This is a genomic window from Roseobacter sp. (assembly GCF_039970775.1).
In the GTDB taxonomy this organism is placed as follows: Bacteria; Pseudomonadota; Alphaproteobacteria; order Rhodobacterales; family Rhodobacteraceae; genus Roseobacter.
In genome coordinates this window covers 1-14,079 of the sequence record NZ_JBDVLG010000019.1, presented here as the reverse complement: position 1 = coordinate 14,079, position 14,079 = coordinate 1, and the positions used below count along the sequence as shown (strand labels likewise).

At 62.1% G+C, this 14,079-nt stretch carries 13 protein-coding genes and 1 pseudogene; 5 read left to right on the top strand and 9 right to left on the bottom strand.

Annotated features, from left to right (window positions below):
• Positions 1-52 precede the first annotated feature (52 nt).
• The 6 genes from bchY to ABJH13_RS03410 all read right to left on the bottom strand — a co-directional run bounded on the left by bchY (position 53) and on the right by ABJH13_RS03410 (position 5,878).
• Complete coding sequence (bchY, locus tag ABJH13_RS03435; protein ID WP_348404819.1) at positions 53-1,624, bottom strand: chlorophyllide a reductase subunit Y; 1,572 nt, start codon at positions 1,622-1,624, stop codon at positions 53-55.
• Positions 1,621-1,794, bottom strand: a complete 174-nt coding sequence (locus tag ABJH13_RS03430) for a hypothetical protein (protein ID WP_348404818.1) — start codon at positions 1,792-1,794, stop codon at positions 1,621-1,623. Before ABJH13_RS03430 ends, bchY begins: the two co-directional genes overlap by 4 nt.
• The gene (locus ABJH13_RS03425) at positions 1,781-2,812 is read right to left on the bottom strand and encodes a chlorophyllide a reductase iron protein subunit X (protein WP_348404817.1); all 1,032 of its coding nucleotides are present in this window, start codon (positions 2,810-2,812) and stop codon (positions 1,781-1,783) included. The genes ABJH13_RS03430 and ABJH13_RS03425 overlap by 14 nt, the downstream gene beginning before the upstream one ends.
• Positions 2,809-3,750, bottom strand: a complete 942-nt coding sequence (gene bchC / locus ABJH13_RS03420) for a chlorophyll synthesis pathway protein BchC (protein WP_348404816.1) — start codon at positions 3,748-3,750, stop codon at positions 2,809-2,811. The genes ABJH13_RS03425 and bchC overlap by 4 nt, the downstream gene beginning before the upstream one ends.
• Positions 3,751-3,873: 123 nt before the next feature.
• Positions 3,874-5,001, bottom strand: coding sequence for a methyltransferase (locus ABJH13_RS03415; RefSeq protein ID WP_348404815.1), 1,128 nt, complete (start codon positions 4,999-5,001; stop codon positions 3,874-3,876).
• Entirely contained in the window at positions 4,994-5,878 is an 885-nt protein-coding gene (locus ABJH13_RS03410; protein WP_348404814.1) for a polyprenyl synthetase family protein, read from the bottom strand. The genes ABJH13_RS03415 and ABJH13_RS03410 overlap by 8 nt, the downstream gene beginning before the upstream one ends.
• A gap of 92 nt (positions 5,879-5,970) precedes the next feature.
• Here ABJH13_RS03410 and crtD point away from each other — a divergent pair, with 92 nt between their 5' ends.
• Together crtD and crtC are read left to right on the top strand one after the other, a co-directional pair.
• Positions 5,971-7,518, top strand: coding sequence for a 1-hydroxycarotenoid 3,4-desaturase CrtD (gene crtD / locus ABJH13_RS03405; RefSeq protein ID WP_348404813.1), 1,548 nt, complete (start codon positions 5,971-5,973; stop codon positions 7,516-7,518).
• A gap of 20 nt (positions 7,519-7,538) precedes the next feature.
• Positions 7,539-8,387, top strand: a complete 849-nt coding sequence (crtC, locus tag ABJH13_RS03400; RefSeq protein WP_348404812.1) for a carotenoid 1,2-hydratase — start codon at positions 7,539-7,541, stop codon at positions 8,385-8,387.
• On the opposite strand, the gene ABJH13_RS03395 is transcribed toward crtC, so the two are convergent.
• The 3 genes from ABJH13_RS03395 to ABJH13_RS03385 are packed head-to-tail and all read right to left on the bottom strand — an operon-like array spanning position 8,384 to position 11,449.
• On the bottom strand, positions 8,384-8,863 hold the full coding sequence (locus ABJH13_RS03395; RefSeq protein ID WP_348404811.1) for a TspO/MBR family protein: 480 nt from the start codon (positions 8,861-8,863) through the stop codon (positions 8,384-8,386). The genes crtC and ABJH13_RS03395 overlap by 4 nt on opposite strands.
• A 4-nt stretch (positions 8,864-8,867) precedes the next feature.
• Complete coding sequence (crtB, locus tag ABJH13_RS03390) at positions 8,868-9,905, bottom strand: 15-cis-phytoene synthase (protein ID WP_348404810.1); 1,038 nt, start codon at positions 9,903-9,905, stop codon at positions 8,868-8,870.
• Positions 9,902-11,449, bottom strand: coding sequence for a phytoene desaturase (locus ABJH13_RS03385; protein WP_348404809.1), 1,548 nt, complete (start codon positions 11,447-11,449; stop codon positions 9,902-9,904). Before ABJH13_RS03385 ends, crtB begins: the two co-directional genes overlap by 4 nt.
• Positions 11,450-11,552: 103 nt before the next feature.
• On the opposite strand from ABJH13_RS03385, the gene crtA reads away from it, so the two are divergent.
• The 3 genes and pseudogenes from crtA to ABJH13_RS03370 form a co-directional block, all read left to right on the top strand.
• A complete protein-coding gene (gene crtA, locus ABJH13_RS03380; RefSeq protein WP_348404808.1) occupies positions 11,553-12,269 on the top strand; it encodes a spheroidene monooxygenase in 717 nt (238 codons plus the stop codon).
• The gene (gene bchI, locus ABJH13_RS03375) at positions 12,266-13,270 is read left to right on the top strand and encodes a magnesium chelatase ATPase subunit I (RefSeq protein ID WP_348404807.1); all 1,005 of its coding nucleotides are present in this window, start codon (positions 12,266-12,268) and stop codon (positions 13,268-13,270) included. Before crtA ends, bchI begins: the two co-directional genes overlap by 4 nt.
• A pseudogene (locus ABJH13_RS03370) lies at positions 13,267-14,079 on the top strand (magnesium chelatase ATPase subunit D); the annotation flags it as partial. The gene bchI and the pseudogene ABJH13_RS03370, both read left to right, overlap by 4 nt.

Below are 14,079 nucleotides of genomic sequence, written 5' to 3'. Positions count from 1 at the left end.
CCCAGGGGGGCAGCTTTGCCAACCGTCGCGGCTTTATGGACGTAAAAACGCATCATACCATTTGCGCGGCTTTTGCCGCCCTCGCCGCTTTGTCGAGCTTCTTTTGGTGTTGCGCGCGGTAATCTGGCCGCAGGTTTGGTGCGCCTTCCCAGACGCCCGCCGTGTCGCCCGCGCCCACGTCCTCAAAGAACGCCTTCATCCGGTCCATACGGCCCTTGTTGCCCATGGCGGCATTGATCACTTCGGCCAAAGACCCCGCCCCAGCCGGACCCATCAGAGGCCGCGCCGAAATCAGATTGGTGAAATAAAGACCCGGAATACCCTTTTCCTTGGCTTTTTGCACAACCGGCGTTGTCCCGATGGCCAGATCAGGCCGGATAGCCTCCATCGCGGCGCAGTCGTCTTCCAGTGACGCGCGGAATTTCACCGTCACGCCCTTGGCCGCCAGCCATTCGGCATCCGCCGCAGACCACGGCGATTTGGCGCAGGCCGTCCCGACATAGGGCACATCCGCGCCGCTTTCGATCAGCAACCGCGCGACCAGCAATTCGGACCCTTCATAGCCCGACAATGTGATGGTGCCGGTGATCGGCGCACCAGCAAGCGCACCCTTGATCGCAGGCAGAAACGCATTTTGCGCTGCGGCAACCTGCGCAGCAGGGACATTATAAGCATCACCAATCGCGGCCATCCACGCCGCCGTACCATCGTGTCCGACAGGCCCGGACCCAACAACAGTACGCCCCGCCGCCTGAAACTGACGCACAGCGTCGGTGTAAAACGGATGGATCGCCGCAACCACGCCGCAATCAAGTGCCGCGTATAGTTCGCGCCACTCGCGGCAAGGCACAACCGGCCCCGCCGCCAACCCCATGGGGGCCAACATCGCGCCAATCATCATTGGGTCGGCTGGGAACATCTCGCCCAAAAGCGCCACGGTCGGGCGGTCGTGTTTGCCACCCATGGGCTTGGCCACCGGCCCCGCCTGAATTTCCTTGCGCGCATATTCAAGCATAGCACCGGCCAAAACATCCTTGGCCTCGGCATGGGTGGGTACGCCAAAGCCGGGCACGTCGATGCCGACAATCCGCACGCCGTTGATCTCATCTGGCAGCAACCGTAGGGGCACGCCACTGGCCGTCGGCACGCACAGGTTCGTCACCACAATCGCGTCGTAGCGGTCTGGGTCGGCCAGCTCGTGCACGCTTTCGCGGATATCTTCGAACAGCTTACCCGTGACCAAGGTTTCGGAATTGAACGGCACATACCCAACCGACCGGCGCGCGCCGTAAAAATGCGACACAAACGTCAGACCGTACACACAGCACGCCGACCCAGACAGTACAGTCGCCACCCGTTTCATGCGCAACCCCACCCGCAAAGACCCAAACGCCGGGCACATGGATTGCGGTTTGTCGTGCGGCCCCATCGGGTAGTCGGCCTTGAATTTATCCAACAGGTCAGATTGGCCCGCCGTGCGCGCCGCCTGCGCCAAATCCGCGCCCGAATGACACCCCCCGCCATCCACAGGCGCCGCGTCAGCCACACGTGCGACATCGCCATGCGGATGACCCTTGATCACCTCAACCCCGGCGGCATCATCATATGTGACTTCGCCCTTCATTTGGTCACCAACCGGTAGCCCGGTGTCGGGGAACGCATGGTTTCCATTAACCGAATGGACTCGGTGATCATCTTTTGGCTGCTGTCAAATACCGCCAAGGATTTATGGTTTTGCGACATGCTGCGGTCCATCGCGTCGCGGCTTTGTTCAATGTATTTAGGCGTCGTCATAGACCACCTCCAAGGACGGTTTAGGTGCTGCATTCTTGCCGCGCATATCGATGTCTGTGGCCGGTACCAAAACCACGTTTCCGCCGGTCTCGGAGGCATCAAACAGGCCCAACAACCCGTCTTGATCCAAAGGAACCGGGCGCACTGGCGGGGCCACCGCCACATTGTCACCCAACGCGGCAAAGAGATCGCCCCACTGGCTGGCCGACGTCCCAACGATTTGATAATTCGCGGATTTCTTGCGCAGGTCGTCATCTTGCGGGATCGCCGCCAGGATAGGGATGTCCACCGCATCGGCAAAGGCTGCGGCCTCGCCGGTGCCGTCATCTTTGTTGATCACCAGACCCGCCACACCGACATTGCCGCCCAGCTTGCGGAAATATTCCACCGCAGAACACACGTTGTTGGCCACATAAAGCGATTGCAAATCGTTTGACGCGACAAGGATCACCTTTTGCGCCATGTCCCGTGCGATCGGCAGGCCAAAGCCGCCACAAACCACATCGCCGAGGAAATCCAGCAGGACATAGTCAAAGTCCCAATCGTGGAACCCTAGTTTTTCGAGCAATTCAAACCCGTGGATAATCCCACGGCCACCACACCCCCGGCCGACCTCTGGCCCGCCCAGTTCCATGGCGAATACACCGCCGCGTTTGAAACAGACATCGCCGATCTTGACCTCTTCGCCCGCCAGTTTCTTGCGGGTTGAGGTTTCGATGATCGTGGGGCAGGCCTTGCCGCCAAACAGCAACGACGTGGTGTCAGATTTCGGGTCGCAGCCAATCAACAGCACGCGTTTGCCCTGTTCGGCCATCATGTGGCTGAGGTTGGCCAAGGTGAACGATTTGCCGATGCCACCCTTGCCATAAATCGCGATGATTTGCGTTTTGGAGGTCGGTTCGGCCTGCGGCACCTCTAGGGTGGGCTCGGCCGCCTCTGCGCGCAATCGGGCGTCAAATTCCTTGAGGTTGGGCACATCGGATTTTGCCGGCTGCTTGTCGTCTATACCGTCTTTCACGCCATGTCCTTCCAGTTGACTATCATCTTTAGACACGCGGGGTCAGTGAACGCGCGCGTGTAGGCCGCACGCGCATCGCGGGCCGGTGCAGTGTGGGTGATCAACCCGTCCAAACTCAGAGCGCCGCTTTCGACCAACGCGCGCGTTGCGGTCAGGTCATCGTGGGTCCATTCGGCGGCAACGCGAAACCGGGCCTCTTTCATAAAGGCAGGCGGAAAGGCGAATTGGATAGGGTCTGCATAAAACCCCGCCAGTACGATTTCCCCGCCGCGCCCCAGAACCTTCAGCGCATCGTTGATCACATTGATATCGCCCGAGGCATCATAGACCGACATATAATCGCGCCGCGTATCGTCTTCGGGCGCGATGACATCATAGCCGGTGGCGCCACTGCGGCGGGTTGCGTCGATATCCCAAACCGTGGGTGCGGGCGCCCCGGCGGCCAGCGTAAGGCGCGCCAGTAAACGGCCCAAAACACCGTGACCCACGATCAGATCCGGCATCGATTTGTTCAACCCCGCCATCGTGTGCCGCGCCGTCGCCGCCAGCGCCAACACAGCACCCTGCGCGCCAAGGCCCGCATCTATGCGCGTGACCCGATCTGCCGCAGTGACCACCCGCGCGGCCGCGCCGCCAAACAGGCCAAAAGCGCCTTCATAGCAATTGGCACCCGGTACAAATACATTGTCACCGGGCCGGTACCCGGCTGCGGGGGCGGCCTCGACCACCTCGCCCACGGCCTCATATCCGGGAACCAACGGGTACCCCATGCCCGGAAAGGGCGGCATGTCACCGGACCAAAACAGCTTTTCCGTCCCCGTAGAGATACCCGAATGGTGGATATCAACCACAAGGTCCTGCGCGCCCGGCGCCATCAGCGCCAACGTGCCGACATCCAGATCACGCGGACCTTTCAGAAGAACAGCAGTGGTGTCCAAGTGTCTCTCCCCGTTTGCGCGCCGGGCTTGATGAGGTGTCTAAGACTCATCTGCCCGGCGCGTCTTACATGTCAGTTTAACCTTACACAGTTGTGTGTCAATAAACTTAGACACATTTTACTGTCATCGCGCACCCTTGCGGGCCGTCAGGACACGGGTCACGTAATTGCGCGCAGGTTTTGGGCTGCGGATATCGACAAACCCTGCCGCGCGGCACAGCTGTGATATCTCGGCGACAGAGCGTGCTTTGCCCGTTTGCATCGCCAATGTGTAGAACGCGAAATACACATCCCCCGCACGGTCAGGCGTAGCCCCACCGCCCATCGGTTCGGATATAATCAACCGCCCGCCCTCAGGCAGGGCCGCGTAGGCCGCAGCCAACAGCCTGCGCACCGTGTCATCTGCATGGTCATACAGCACCCGGATCAGCGACACCGCATCGGCCCCTTGGGGCAACGGGGTCTCGCGAAACGACCCCGCGTGAACGGTCGCACGCGCGCCCATCCCTGCGCCGTCAAAGCGCGCACGCGCCTGCGGGACCACCTGCGGCAGATCAAACAACATCAAGTCCATGTTTGGTGCCGCGCGGCCGGCCGCCTCCAGAAATGCGCCGGTCCCGCCGCCAACATCCAGCAACCGTGTGACCCCCTGCATCGACACGGCCCGCAGGGTATCTTCGGCCACCAACCGCTGACTTTGCGCCATCAGATCAGAATATGTATCGGCAACGGCAGGGTCGATCGCGCCGCGCGCACCAAAGACGTAGGGCCAAAATTCCGACAGTTCCGTCTGTTCGGGGCCACGCAGCAACGCGACAGGGTCGGCCAAATCACGGTAGAATGCGCGGTGATGGCGGATCATCGCATCTAGCCCCGGCACGCCCATCAACGCAGCCCCCTTGCGGGCCAACCGGTACCGCCCGCTACGGTCCCGTTTCAGTAAATGCAACGCCGCGGCGGCTTGGAGCAAGACCTGCATGCGATCTTCTGGCACATTCACGACGCGCCCCAAATTTTCGGCGTTTTGCGCGCCTCCGCGCAGACGTTGCAGGATATTCAATTCGACCAGCGCCATCAAAACTTGGCTTTGCACAAACCCTTGCACCAGATCGAACATGACCGCGCCATCACGCCGCGCCTGCCCCCGTGTCAGCGGGAACCTGCTGGCCCAGCTTTGAAAACCCGGGCGCGCCACGAGGCGGTTCAACCACCCACCGCGCCAACCGGACGTGTCGTGAAATGTATCAGACATTGCTGCGGTGAGTCGCGACGGTCGGCGCCACGGGCGTCAGTCGTTCGGCGTACATACGCACCATTTGCGCCAATTGCGCCTCGCCGGGGCACGACGGGATAGACGCAATCGCACCGCCCAAAATATCCTTGAGCCGCGAAATCGCACCCTGCACCCCCAGTTGCGCCACTGCATTGGGCCGCCCGTGCAGGTCATCTTGCCCGGCAGGTTTGCCTAGAGTGTCGGCATCATAAAGCGCATCACGCAGATCATCCGCCACCTGAAACGCCTCGCCGATGCGGGCACCCAGTTCCATCCAGGGTTCGGCCTCTTGCCCGGCGGACACCGCGCCCATTTGCGTGGCCGCGATAAACAGCGCGCCCGTCTTGGCCTGATGATAGGCGGACAGGTCTATGTCCGTCTCGCTTTCCCAACCCTGCCCGGCACAGATGCCGCCCGGCATGCCGGTGCGCTGCGCCAATGTCATGATCAACTGCGCCACGCGGTCAGGCGCATGGGCTGACTGACGGGCAAGCGTTTCAAACGCCAACACGATCAGGCTGTCCCCGGTTAGCACGGCCAATGGTTCGGAATACGCCTTATGCACCGACGGCTTGCCGCGCCGCAAGGACGCGTCATCGAAACATGGCAGATCATCATGCACGAGACTGGCGCAATGGATCATTTCCAACGCAGCCGCAGCCGCATCTGATATCGCCGGGCGGTCATCGCCGCAGGCCATGGCCACAGACATCAAAATAGTGGGCCGGATCCGCGCACCCCCCGGCGCCGTGGCATACCCCAGCGCGCAAGACAGCCGTTGCGGCACCGCCCCCCTGCCCTGCCCGACAGCCACTGCCGAAGAAATAGCCGTTTCGATGCGCGCAGTCATACCCATAGTCGGATCCCATTCTGGCAAGTGTCAGTAAATATCGACATCAATGTGTAAATCATACTGGACACATCGCAACGACGAGTCAACAATCGCGTATGGTTGCCTCGCCCCCCATCACGTCTGCCCCCCATCCGCGTGCTGTCGTCGTTGGCGCGGGTATCGCGGGGCTTGCTGCGGCGCTCCGGCTGGCCGTGGGTGGGATGGACGTGACCCTCCTGGAACGGCACGCGCACACCGGCGGCAAAATTCGCACCGTGCCCAGTGCCGCGGGGCCCGTCGATGCAGGCCCGACCGTGCTAACCCTGCGCCATGTTTTTGACGATCTGTTCATGGCCGCCGGCAACCGCCTAGAAGATCACGTGACGTTGGTGCCGCAGGATATTCTGGCGCGGCACTTTTGGCCTGACGGCAGCACGCTAGATCTGCATGCGGACCCCGCCCAAAGCGCCGCTGCAATCCGCGACTTTGCGGGCGACGCTTCGGCCGATGAATTCCGCCAGTTCCATGCCCGCACGGCACAGTTATTCGCGGCCTTTGACGCCCCGATGATGCAGGCCCCGCGCCCCAAACTGGGCCAGCTGATCCCACATGTGTTGCGCCAACCACGTCTGATCCCGGCAATGGCGCCCTTGTCGACATTATCGCAACTACTGAACAGACAGTTCAGCGACCCTCGGCTGGCGCAACTGTTTGGTCGCTATGCCACATATGTCGGCGGCGCACCGCATCTGAGCCCGGCGATCTTGTCGTTGATTTGGCAGGCCGAAGCTGCGGGCGTTTGGGTGGTGCAAGGGGGGATGCACCAGCTGACCCAAGCGCTAACAGCATTGGCGGTGCGGCGTGGGGTGCACATCCGCACTGGCGTGCATGTCGACCAAATCACCACGCGCAACGGTCAGATCACCGGCGTGGATGTGGGGGGCACGCACCTGCCCGCGCAGACGGTTATATATGCCGGTGATCCGCGCGCGTTGGCGACCGGCAGCATGGGCGATGGGTTGAAAGTGGTCGCCCCGCAAACCGCCACCTTGCCCCGGTCTTTTTCAGCGCGCGTTCATAGCTTTGCGGCCACGCCCCAAGGTGCTAGGCTGGCACATCACAACGTCTTTTTCGCCGACGACCCACAGTCGGAATTTGACGATCTGATGGCCGGGCGCACGCCCGCAGACCCAACGTTGTACCTGTGCGCCGAAGATCGCGGCCAGGGGCATCCGACACCCACGCTGGAACGGTTCGAGATTATCTCGAATGCGCCAGCCACAGAAACACTGGCCCCCCCGAGGGATTTGGACAGATGGCATCATCAGATCATACAGAGGATGGCGGATATGGGCGTGACTATGTCGCCGACCCCGGCCGCCACGACGATCACGACACCCCAACGCTTTGCCGCGATGTTCCCCGAAACGATGGGGGCGCTTTACGGTCAAACGCCGCACGGACTGACGGCATCGTTAAAACGGCCAACCGCGCGGACTTCCATAGCGGGGCTGTGGCTGGCGGGGGGCGGGACCCATCCGGGGGCGGGCGTGCCGATGGCGGCGCTCTCCGCGCGGCACGCGGCCGAGGCGATCTTGCACGACCAAACTTTGACATCCACGTCGCGCCAAACGGCTATGCCTGGTGGTATGTCGACGGCCTAAGTGATTGCGGCACGCGCGCGGTGTCTGTCATCGGGTTTATTGGGTCGGTGTTTTCGCCGTGGTACAAATGGTCAGGGCGCCGCAATCCGCAAAACCACGTGTGCATCAACGTGGCCACCTACGGCCCCGGCGGGCGGTTCACCATGACGGATAGGGGCGCGTCTGCGTTGCGTCAAACCGGGTCGCGGCTACAGGTCGGGCCGTCGATGATGCGGTGGGCCGGCGATCAGCTGGTCATCGATATCGATGAAATGTCCGGGCCGCCGTTGATCAACCGCCTGTGCGGGCAGATCCGTGTGACCCCTGCCGCGCTGACCCAGGTGGAACTACCACTCACAGATGACGGCGCGCATATCTGGCGCCCCTTTGCCCCCCGCGCGCGCATCGAGGTCGATATCGACCGACCCGGTTGGACGTGGCAAGGCGAAGGGTATTTTGACGCCAATTTCGGCACCCGCGCCCTAGAAGATGATTTCAGCTATTGGACATGGGGGCGGTTTCCCACCCGGACCGGGGCCACGTGTTTTTATGACGCGACACGTCTGGATGGGTCAGAACTGGCCGCGGGGTTTCGGTTTGATGACACGGGCGGGGCCGAACCGATCTCCCTGCCGCCCAAAGCCTCTATGCGGCGCAGCCTGTGGGCGGTAAAGCGCGAAACCCGTGCCGATCCGGGGTTTCAACCGCGCCAAACGCTTGCCATGTTGGACGCGCCTTTTTACACCCGCGCGGCCGTTGAAACGCAACTGGGTGGCGAACGCGTCACCGGCGTGCACGAGGCGCTCGACCTGCGGCGGTTTCGCAACCCACTGTTGAAACCCATGTTGGCCGTGCGTGTGCCGCGCCGCCGCGACTGGCGTTTTGACTAGGCGCTGGGTCGCCCTGCGCGGACCGCTTGTGGGTTGAGCCGCCACACTGCGGCATTCAGCGCCGACGCGATGGTCACCCACAACAGATACGGCGCAAACAGCAGCCCCGAAACGGGATCAATCTGCCACATGGCCCCCATGCCCAAAGCCACCGCAACCCACAAGCCAAGCACCACAAACAGCCCCACGCGAATGTTCTGAAGGCCAAAGAACACCGGCGTCCAAAGCCCGTTCAACGCGATTTGCAACGCCCAAAACGCCATCGCCACGCCGTTGCCATCCAGCTGTGCAACCCGCGCACCGGCCGTGGCCATGCAAACGTACAACACCATCCACGTCACCGGAAAGACCCAGTCAGGCGGTGTGAACCATGGCTTGGTCAGGCTGCGATACCACGGGCCCGGCGGGAACAGCCCCCCTGTGGCGCCCGCCCCAAGACAAGCCGCGAGAAAGATGCAGAATAATATCCAAAACATGTGGTTACGTTAAACCTGTGCGTGGGCCCGTCAAGCCATCACGTTGATCCAACCGCCGTTGTTCCAGCGTGGCCAGCACCGAGATCAGCGCGTCACTGCGCGACCGCGGCGCCTCGCCACGGGCCGTTGCGCTGACAAGAAACGCGACCTCGTCTAGGGGTTTGGCATAAAGCACCGCCGATCGCGGCATGATCATGCTGGCCCCGCTTCGCACGATCGATTGACCCAACCATCCGATTTTCTGCGCCTTGCTGGTGCGCGCGCGGGCCGAGATAGAATCGTACCCCATGCCGGTCAGCTGCCCACCGATGCCCCCATAAATAAACCGCGCCGCGTAAATACCCGTACGACAGGCGCGCGGCAACGCACCGACACCTGCCTCGGACCGGATATAAAGACGGGTGGCTTCGGCGATCAGACGTTTGACCATGCGGCGCACGGCCTTGGTGGGCGTTGGGTTGGCCAAAAATGCGTCTACGTCCAACCCGGCGTCGTCCAGCCAGTCTAGCGGTAGATAAATGCGGTTTTCCAACGCGTCTTCGCCCACATCCCGCGCGATATTTGTCAGCTGCATCGCCACACCCAGATCACAGGCCCGCGCCAAGGCATCTGCATCGCGCACCCCCATCAACACGCACATCATCGCCCCCACCGCCGACGCCACGCGGGCAGAATAGGCGCGCACGTCGGACAACGTTTGGTACCGCCGCGCCTCTGCGTCCCACGCCAGCCCTTCGAGCAACGCATCCGGCAAGGCGCGCGGCATCTCGAACCCATCGACTATCGCGGCAAACGCCCGGTCGGGCGCGGCGTTGCGGGGGCGGCCTGCATAGACGGCATCCAACCGATCACGCAGACGCAGGACGGCTTCGGCCTTTTCGGCCTTGAGATCGACCTCATCATCGGCCAACCGGCAAAACGCATAAAGCGCCAATGACGGGTCACGCACCCGCGCAGGCAGCACCTTGGACGCCGCATGAAACGACAACGACCCATGGCGGATCGCATCGCGACAATAGTCTAGGTCGGCTGGATCAATCATCGCACACCCTCTGCGTCTGGGACAAGTTTGCTCAGCACTTCGGCGGACGAAATCACACCCGGCACGCCCGCGCCCGGATGCGTCCCCGCCCCCACCAGATACAGCCCCCGCGCCTCTTCAGAGACATTATGCGGGCGGAACCACGCGCTTTGCAGGATGCGCGGTTCGATGGAAAACCCTGCGCCATGGGGGCTAAGGTACCGGTCACGAAAGGTTTCGGGCGTAAACACGACTTCGGTGCTGATCCGGTCGGCCAACCCCGGCAAAAGCTGGTCTTCGAGCACCTTGAGCATCTTGGCCTTGTAGCGTGGTTCTTCTTGCGCCCAATCGACCCCATTGTCGTGACCCAGATGCGGCACCGGGCTAAGCACATAAAAGCTATCGTCGCCCTTGGGCGCCACCGACGGGTCCGTCACCGATGGGCGGTGGACATAAAGGCTCATGTCGTCGCTCAGCTTGCCCTTGATGAAGATATCACGCAACAGCCCGGTATAGCGCGGCCCATTCAGGATGGTGTGGTGGCCCACATCGGGCCAATCTTGCGCGGTGTTCTTGGTCCCGAAATACCACACGAACAGGCTCATAGAAGACCGTGCGCGTTTCAGGCGTTTGGGTGTCCAGCGCCGTTTGGTGTGCGCGCGCAACAGCTTGTTATAGGTGTGCCCCGCATCCGCATTCGACACCACCACATCCGCGCCCATTTCCAACCCCGACGCAAGACGCACCCCGGTGACCGCCCCGTCGCGCAGGACGATTTCATCAACCTGGGTCTCCATCAGCAGGCTGCCGCCCTGATCCGTGATCACCCCCGCCATCGCTTGCGCCATCGCCGCCAACCCGCCCATGGCGTAATGCACGCCAAATTCTTTTTCGAGGTAAGCCACAAGGATATACATCGACGTCACATGCAACGGGTCACCACCGATGAACAACGGATGAAAGCTGAGCGCCATGCGCAGCTTGTCGTCTTTTACCCGGCGGGCGGCGTGGGCATACACCGACCGATCCGCCCGCAGCCTGACAAAGCTGGGCAAGACTTTGATTAGGTCCAACAACCGGTGCATCGGCCGCCGACCCAAGTCTTCGAAGCCAAACCAATACCTATCAGAGCTGTCGGTCAGAAATTTATCAAACCCGGCCAAATCACCCGGCGATAGTTTGACCACCTCGGCGCGCAATTTATCTGTGTCTTGCTGGGCCACAAATTTCGTACCATCCGGCCAGCGGATTTCGTAAAAAGGCGTTAACGCTTTTAGGGTTACGTCTGCATCAAAATCACGCCCACACGCCGCCCATAATTCGCGGTACAATTGCGGCACTGTTACGATGGTTGGCCCCAGATCAAACCGGTGGCCGTCTTGCCAGATGGCCGACCCCCGCCCGCCCGGCACATCCAGCTTATCGATGACCGTGACCGCATAGCCCTTGGCCCCCAACCGCATCGCCGCGGCCAGCCCGCCCAAGCCTGCGCCGATCACAATCGCCCGGTTGCGGCCACCTTGTGTTGCGCGTTCAGATTGGAGAGGGTCCACACGTGTCATCATGTGAATACAGTAGATCTGTCTAGTTTACTTTACAATTGTGATCTTTCATTTTACGAATTTGCGTGTCAGACTTAGTTGACAGCTAGGACAAACACAGCGCGCGATGACCCATACACCCATTGTATCCCTGAGCTTTTTTCGATTTACCAAGCCATCCGCGCGGCTGTGGGCCTTTGTGATGATGGGGCTGGCCCGCGCGGCGGTGTCAAAAGTGCCCGATATCGGGTTTTGGAAATTATGCGGCTCGGGCAGCGGTGAAGGGTTCACCCCGGTGCCAAACACAGGCGTCTACGCCATTCTTGCCAGTTGGCCCGATGAAGCCACCGCACGGCGGCACACACGAGGCGCGCCGATCTTTCAACGCTACCGCAAACACGCCAGCGAAACCTGGACCGTCTTTCTAGAGACCTCTTCGGCGCGGGGCGTCTGGTCCGGTCAGGCGCCCTTCAAGGCGACCGCACCCGAACCCGCAGGGCCTCTGGCCGCATTGACCCGCGCGACGCTCAGACCGTCGACCGCGCTGCAATTCTGGCGCCGCGTCCCCGACATCAGCCGCATGGTTGGCAGCGACCGTAATGTGGCGTTCAAAATCGGCATCGGTGAAGTCCCGTTGCTGCACCAAATCACGTTTTCGATCTGGCCCAGCACCCAAGCGATGGCCAGTTTCGCCCGTACCAACGGCCCCCATGCCGCCGCTATTCATGCGGTGCGGGAGGGCGGTTGGTTTTCAGAAGAGCTCTATGCACGTTTTGCCATTCTGGGCGACGCCGGCACATGGGGCGGACACAGCCCACTTAGCGCCCTGGATCACACCATATGACAGCCCCCTTCCCGTTTTCTGCCATCGTCGGGCAAACCGACATGAAACAAGCCATGATCTTAACAGCCGTAGACCCCGGCATTGGGGGCGTTCTGGTGTTCGGGGATCGTGGCACCGGGAAATCAACCGCCGTGCGGGCATTGGCGGCGTTGCTGCCCCCGATCCGCGCGGTGGAAAGCTGCCCGGTGAATGCGCCCACGCCCGCCGATTGCCCCGAGTGGGCAGAGCTTGGATCGCAAAAGATCGTATCGCGCGCCACCCCGGTGATCGACCTGCCGCTGGGGGCCACCGAAGACCGCGTGGTGGGCGCGCTTGATATCGAACGCGCGTTGACGCGGGGCGAAAAGGCGTTTGAGCCGGGATTGTTGGCGCGGGCCAACCGTGGGTATCTGTACATTGACGAGGTCAACCTTTTGGACGACCACATCGTTGACCTGCTGTTGGATGTCGCACAATCGGGTGAAAACGTGGTGGAACGCGAAGGCTTGTCTATTCGTCACCCCGCGCGGTTTGTGCTGGTCGGGTCCGGCAACCCCGAGGAAGGCGAATTGCGCCCACAGCTGTTGGACCGGTTCGGGCTGTCGGTTGACGTGCGGTCCCCCAATGACGTCGCTGAACGCGTCGAGGTCATCAAGCGTCGTGACGCCTTTGAAAACAACCACACAGCGTTTATGGCGCAGTATACCGCACAAGACACCGTGATCCGCGATGCGATCTTGGCGGCGCGTGAAAGGCTTGCAGAAATCACCACGCCCGATGCGATTTTGGAGGATTGCGCGACCTTGTGCATTGCTCTGGGGTCGGACGGGCTGCGCGGCGAACTGACATTGCTGCGCGGGGCACGCGCGCTTGCTGCATACCAAGGCGACGGCACCGTTGGCCGGGACCATCTGCGCGCCATTGCCCCCACCGCCCTGTCGCACCGATTGCGCCGCGACCCGCTGGACGAAGCAGGGTCGGGCACCCGCGTTCGCCGCATCCTAGAGGACGTTCTGGAGTGAGCGATAGTTGGGTCCGCGCGGCCACCTGTTTGCGGCTTCTAAACGCAGCACCGGGATATTTGGGCGGGGCAGTTGTGCGCATGCGGTCTGGGCCCGAGCGTGACCTTATTATGGACGGCCTGCGCGGGTTGCGCGCGCGCAAATTGCACCCGGCGGTGTCAGATGAACATCTGTTCGGCGGTTTGGATCTATCTGCGACGTTGCAATCGGGGCAATATGTCAAAACTTCAGGGGTTTATGCGACGCCCTGCACGGTTATTCTAACGATGGCCGAACGGTGCGCACCCGATTTGGCGGCGAAGATCGCGCATCAGATCGACCGCGACGCAGGGCACTGCCTGATTGCGCTGGACGAAGGGGCAGAGCCCCAAGAAGCCGCCCCCCTTGCGTTGGCAGACCGCGTCCCGTTTCACATCGCCCCTGAGAGCCGCCCCCCCGCTGGATGGACCCCCGATCCGCCGTCTCAAAATGCCTGCGATCCACGTCGGGTTTCGGCCTCGCCGGATGACGCCGCGACCTTGGCCGTGTTGGCCGCGCAATTCGGCATCGACAGCCTGCGCGCCCCATTGTTGGCGCTGCGGGTTGCACGAACCCACGCCGCGATCGCGGGCAGGTCCGCGGTGACACAGGCCGATTTGCAGCAGGCAGCGGGGCTTGTGTACCCCCAGCGTGCCACCCAAGTGCCGCAAGACGCCGAAGACACCCCCCCCGCAGAACCCGACGCCGCGCAGGCGCAGGCCAACGACGGGGCCCAAGACCCGTTGGATATCCCACAGGGCGACATGTTGGTTGTCGCGGTCAGGGCGCTG

Coding starts and splice junctions, on each gene's coding strand:
- bchY (WP_348404819.1), bottom strand. CDS start 1,624: ATGAAGGGCGAAGTCACATATGATGATGCCGCCGGGGTTGAGGTGATC.
- ABJH13_RS03430 (WP_348404818.1), bottom strand. CDS start 1,794: ATGACGACGCCTAAATACATTGAACAAAGCCGCGACGCGATGGACCGC.
- ABJH13_RS03415 (WP_348404815.1), bottom strand. CDS start 5,001: ATGTCTGATACATTTCACGACACGTCCGGTTGGCGCGGTGGGTGGTTG.
- ABJH13_RS03410 (WP_348404814.1), bottom strand. CDS start 5,878: ATGGGTATGACTGCGCGCATCGAAACGGCTATTTCTTCGGCAGTGGCT.
- crtD (WP_348404813.1), top strand. CDS start 5,971: ATGGTTGCCTCGCCCCCCATCACGTCTGCCCCCCATCCGCGTGCTGTC.
- ABJH13_RS03395 (WP_348404811.1), bottom strand. CDS start 8,863: ATGTTTTGGATATTATTCTGCATCTTTCTCGCGGCTTGTCTTGGGGCG.
- crtB (WP_348404810.1), bottom strand. CDS start 9,905: ATGATTGATCCAGCCGACCTAGACTATTGTCGCGATGCGATCCGCCAT.
- ABJH13_RS03385 (WP_348404809.1), bottom strand. CDS start 11,449: ATGATGACACGTGTGGACCCTCTCCAATCTGAACGCGCAACACAAGGT.
- crtA (WP_348404808.1), top strand. CDS start 11,553: ATGACCCATACACCCATTGTATCCCTGAGCTTTTTTCGATTTACCAAG.
- bchI (WP_348404807.1), top strand. CDS start 12,266: ATGACAGCCCCCTTCCCGTTTTCTGCCATCGTCGGGCAAACCGACATG.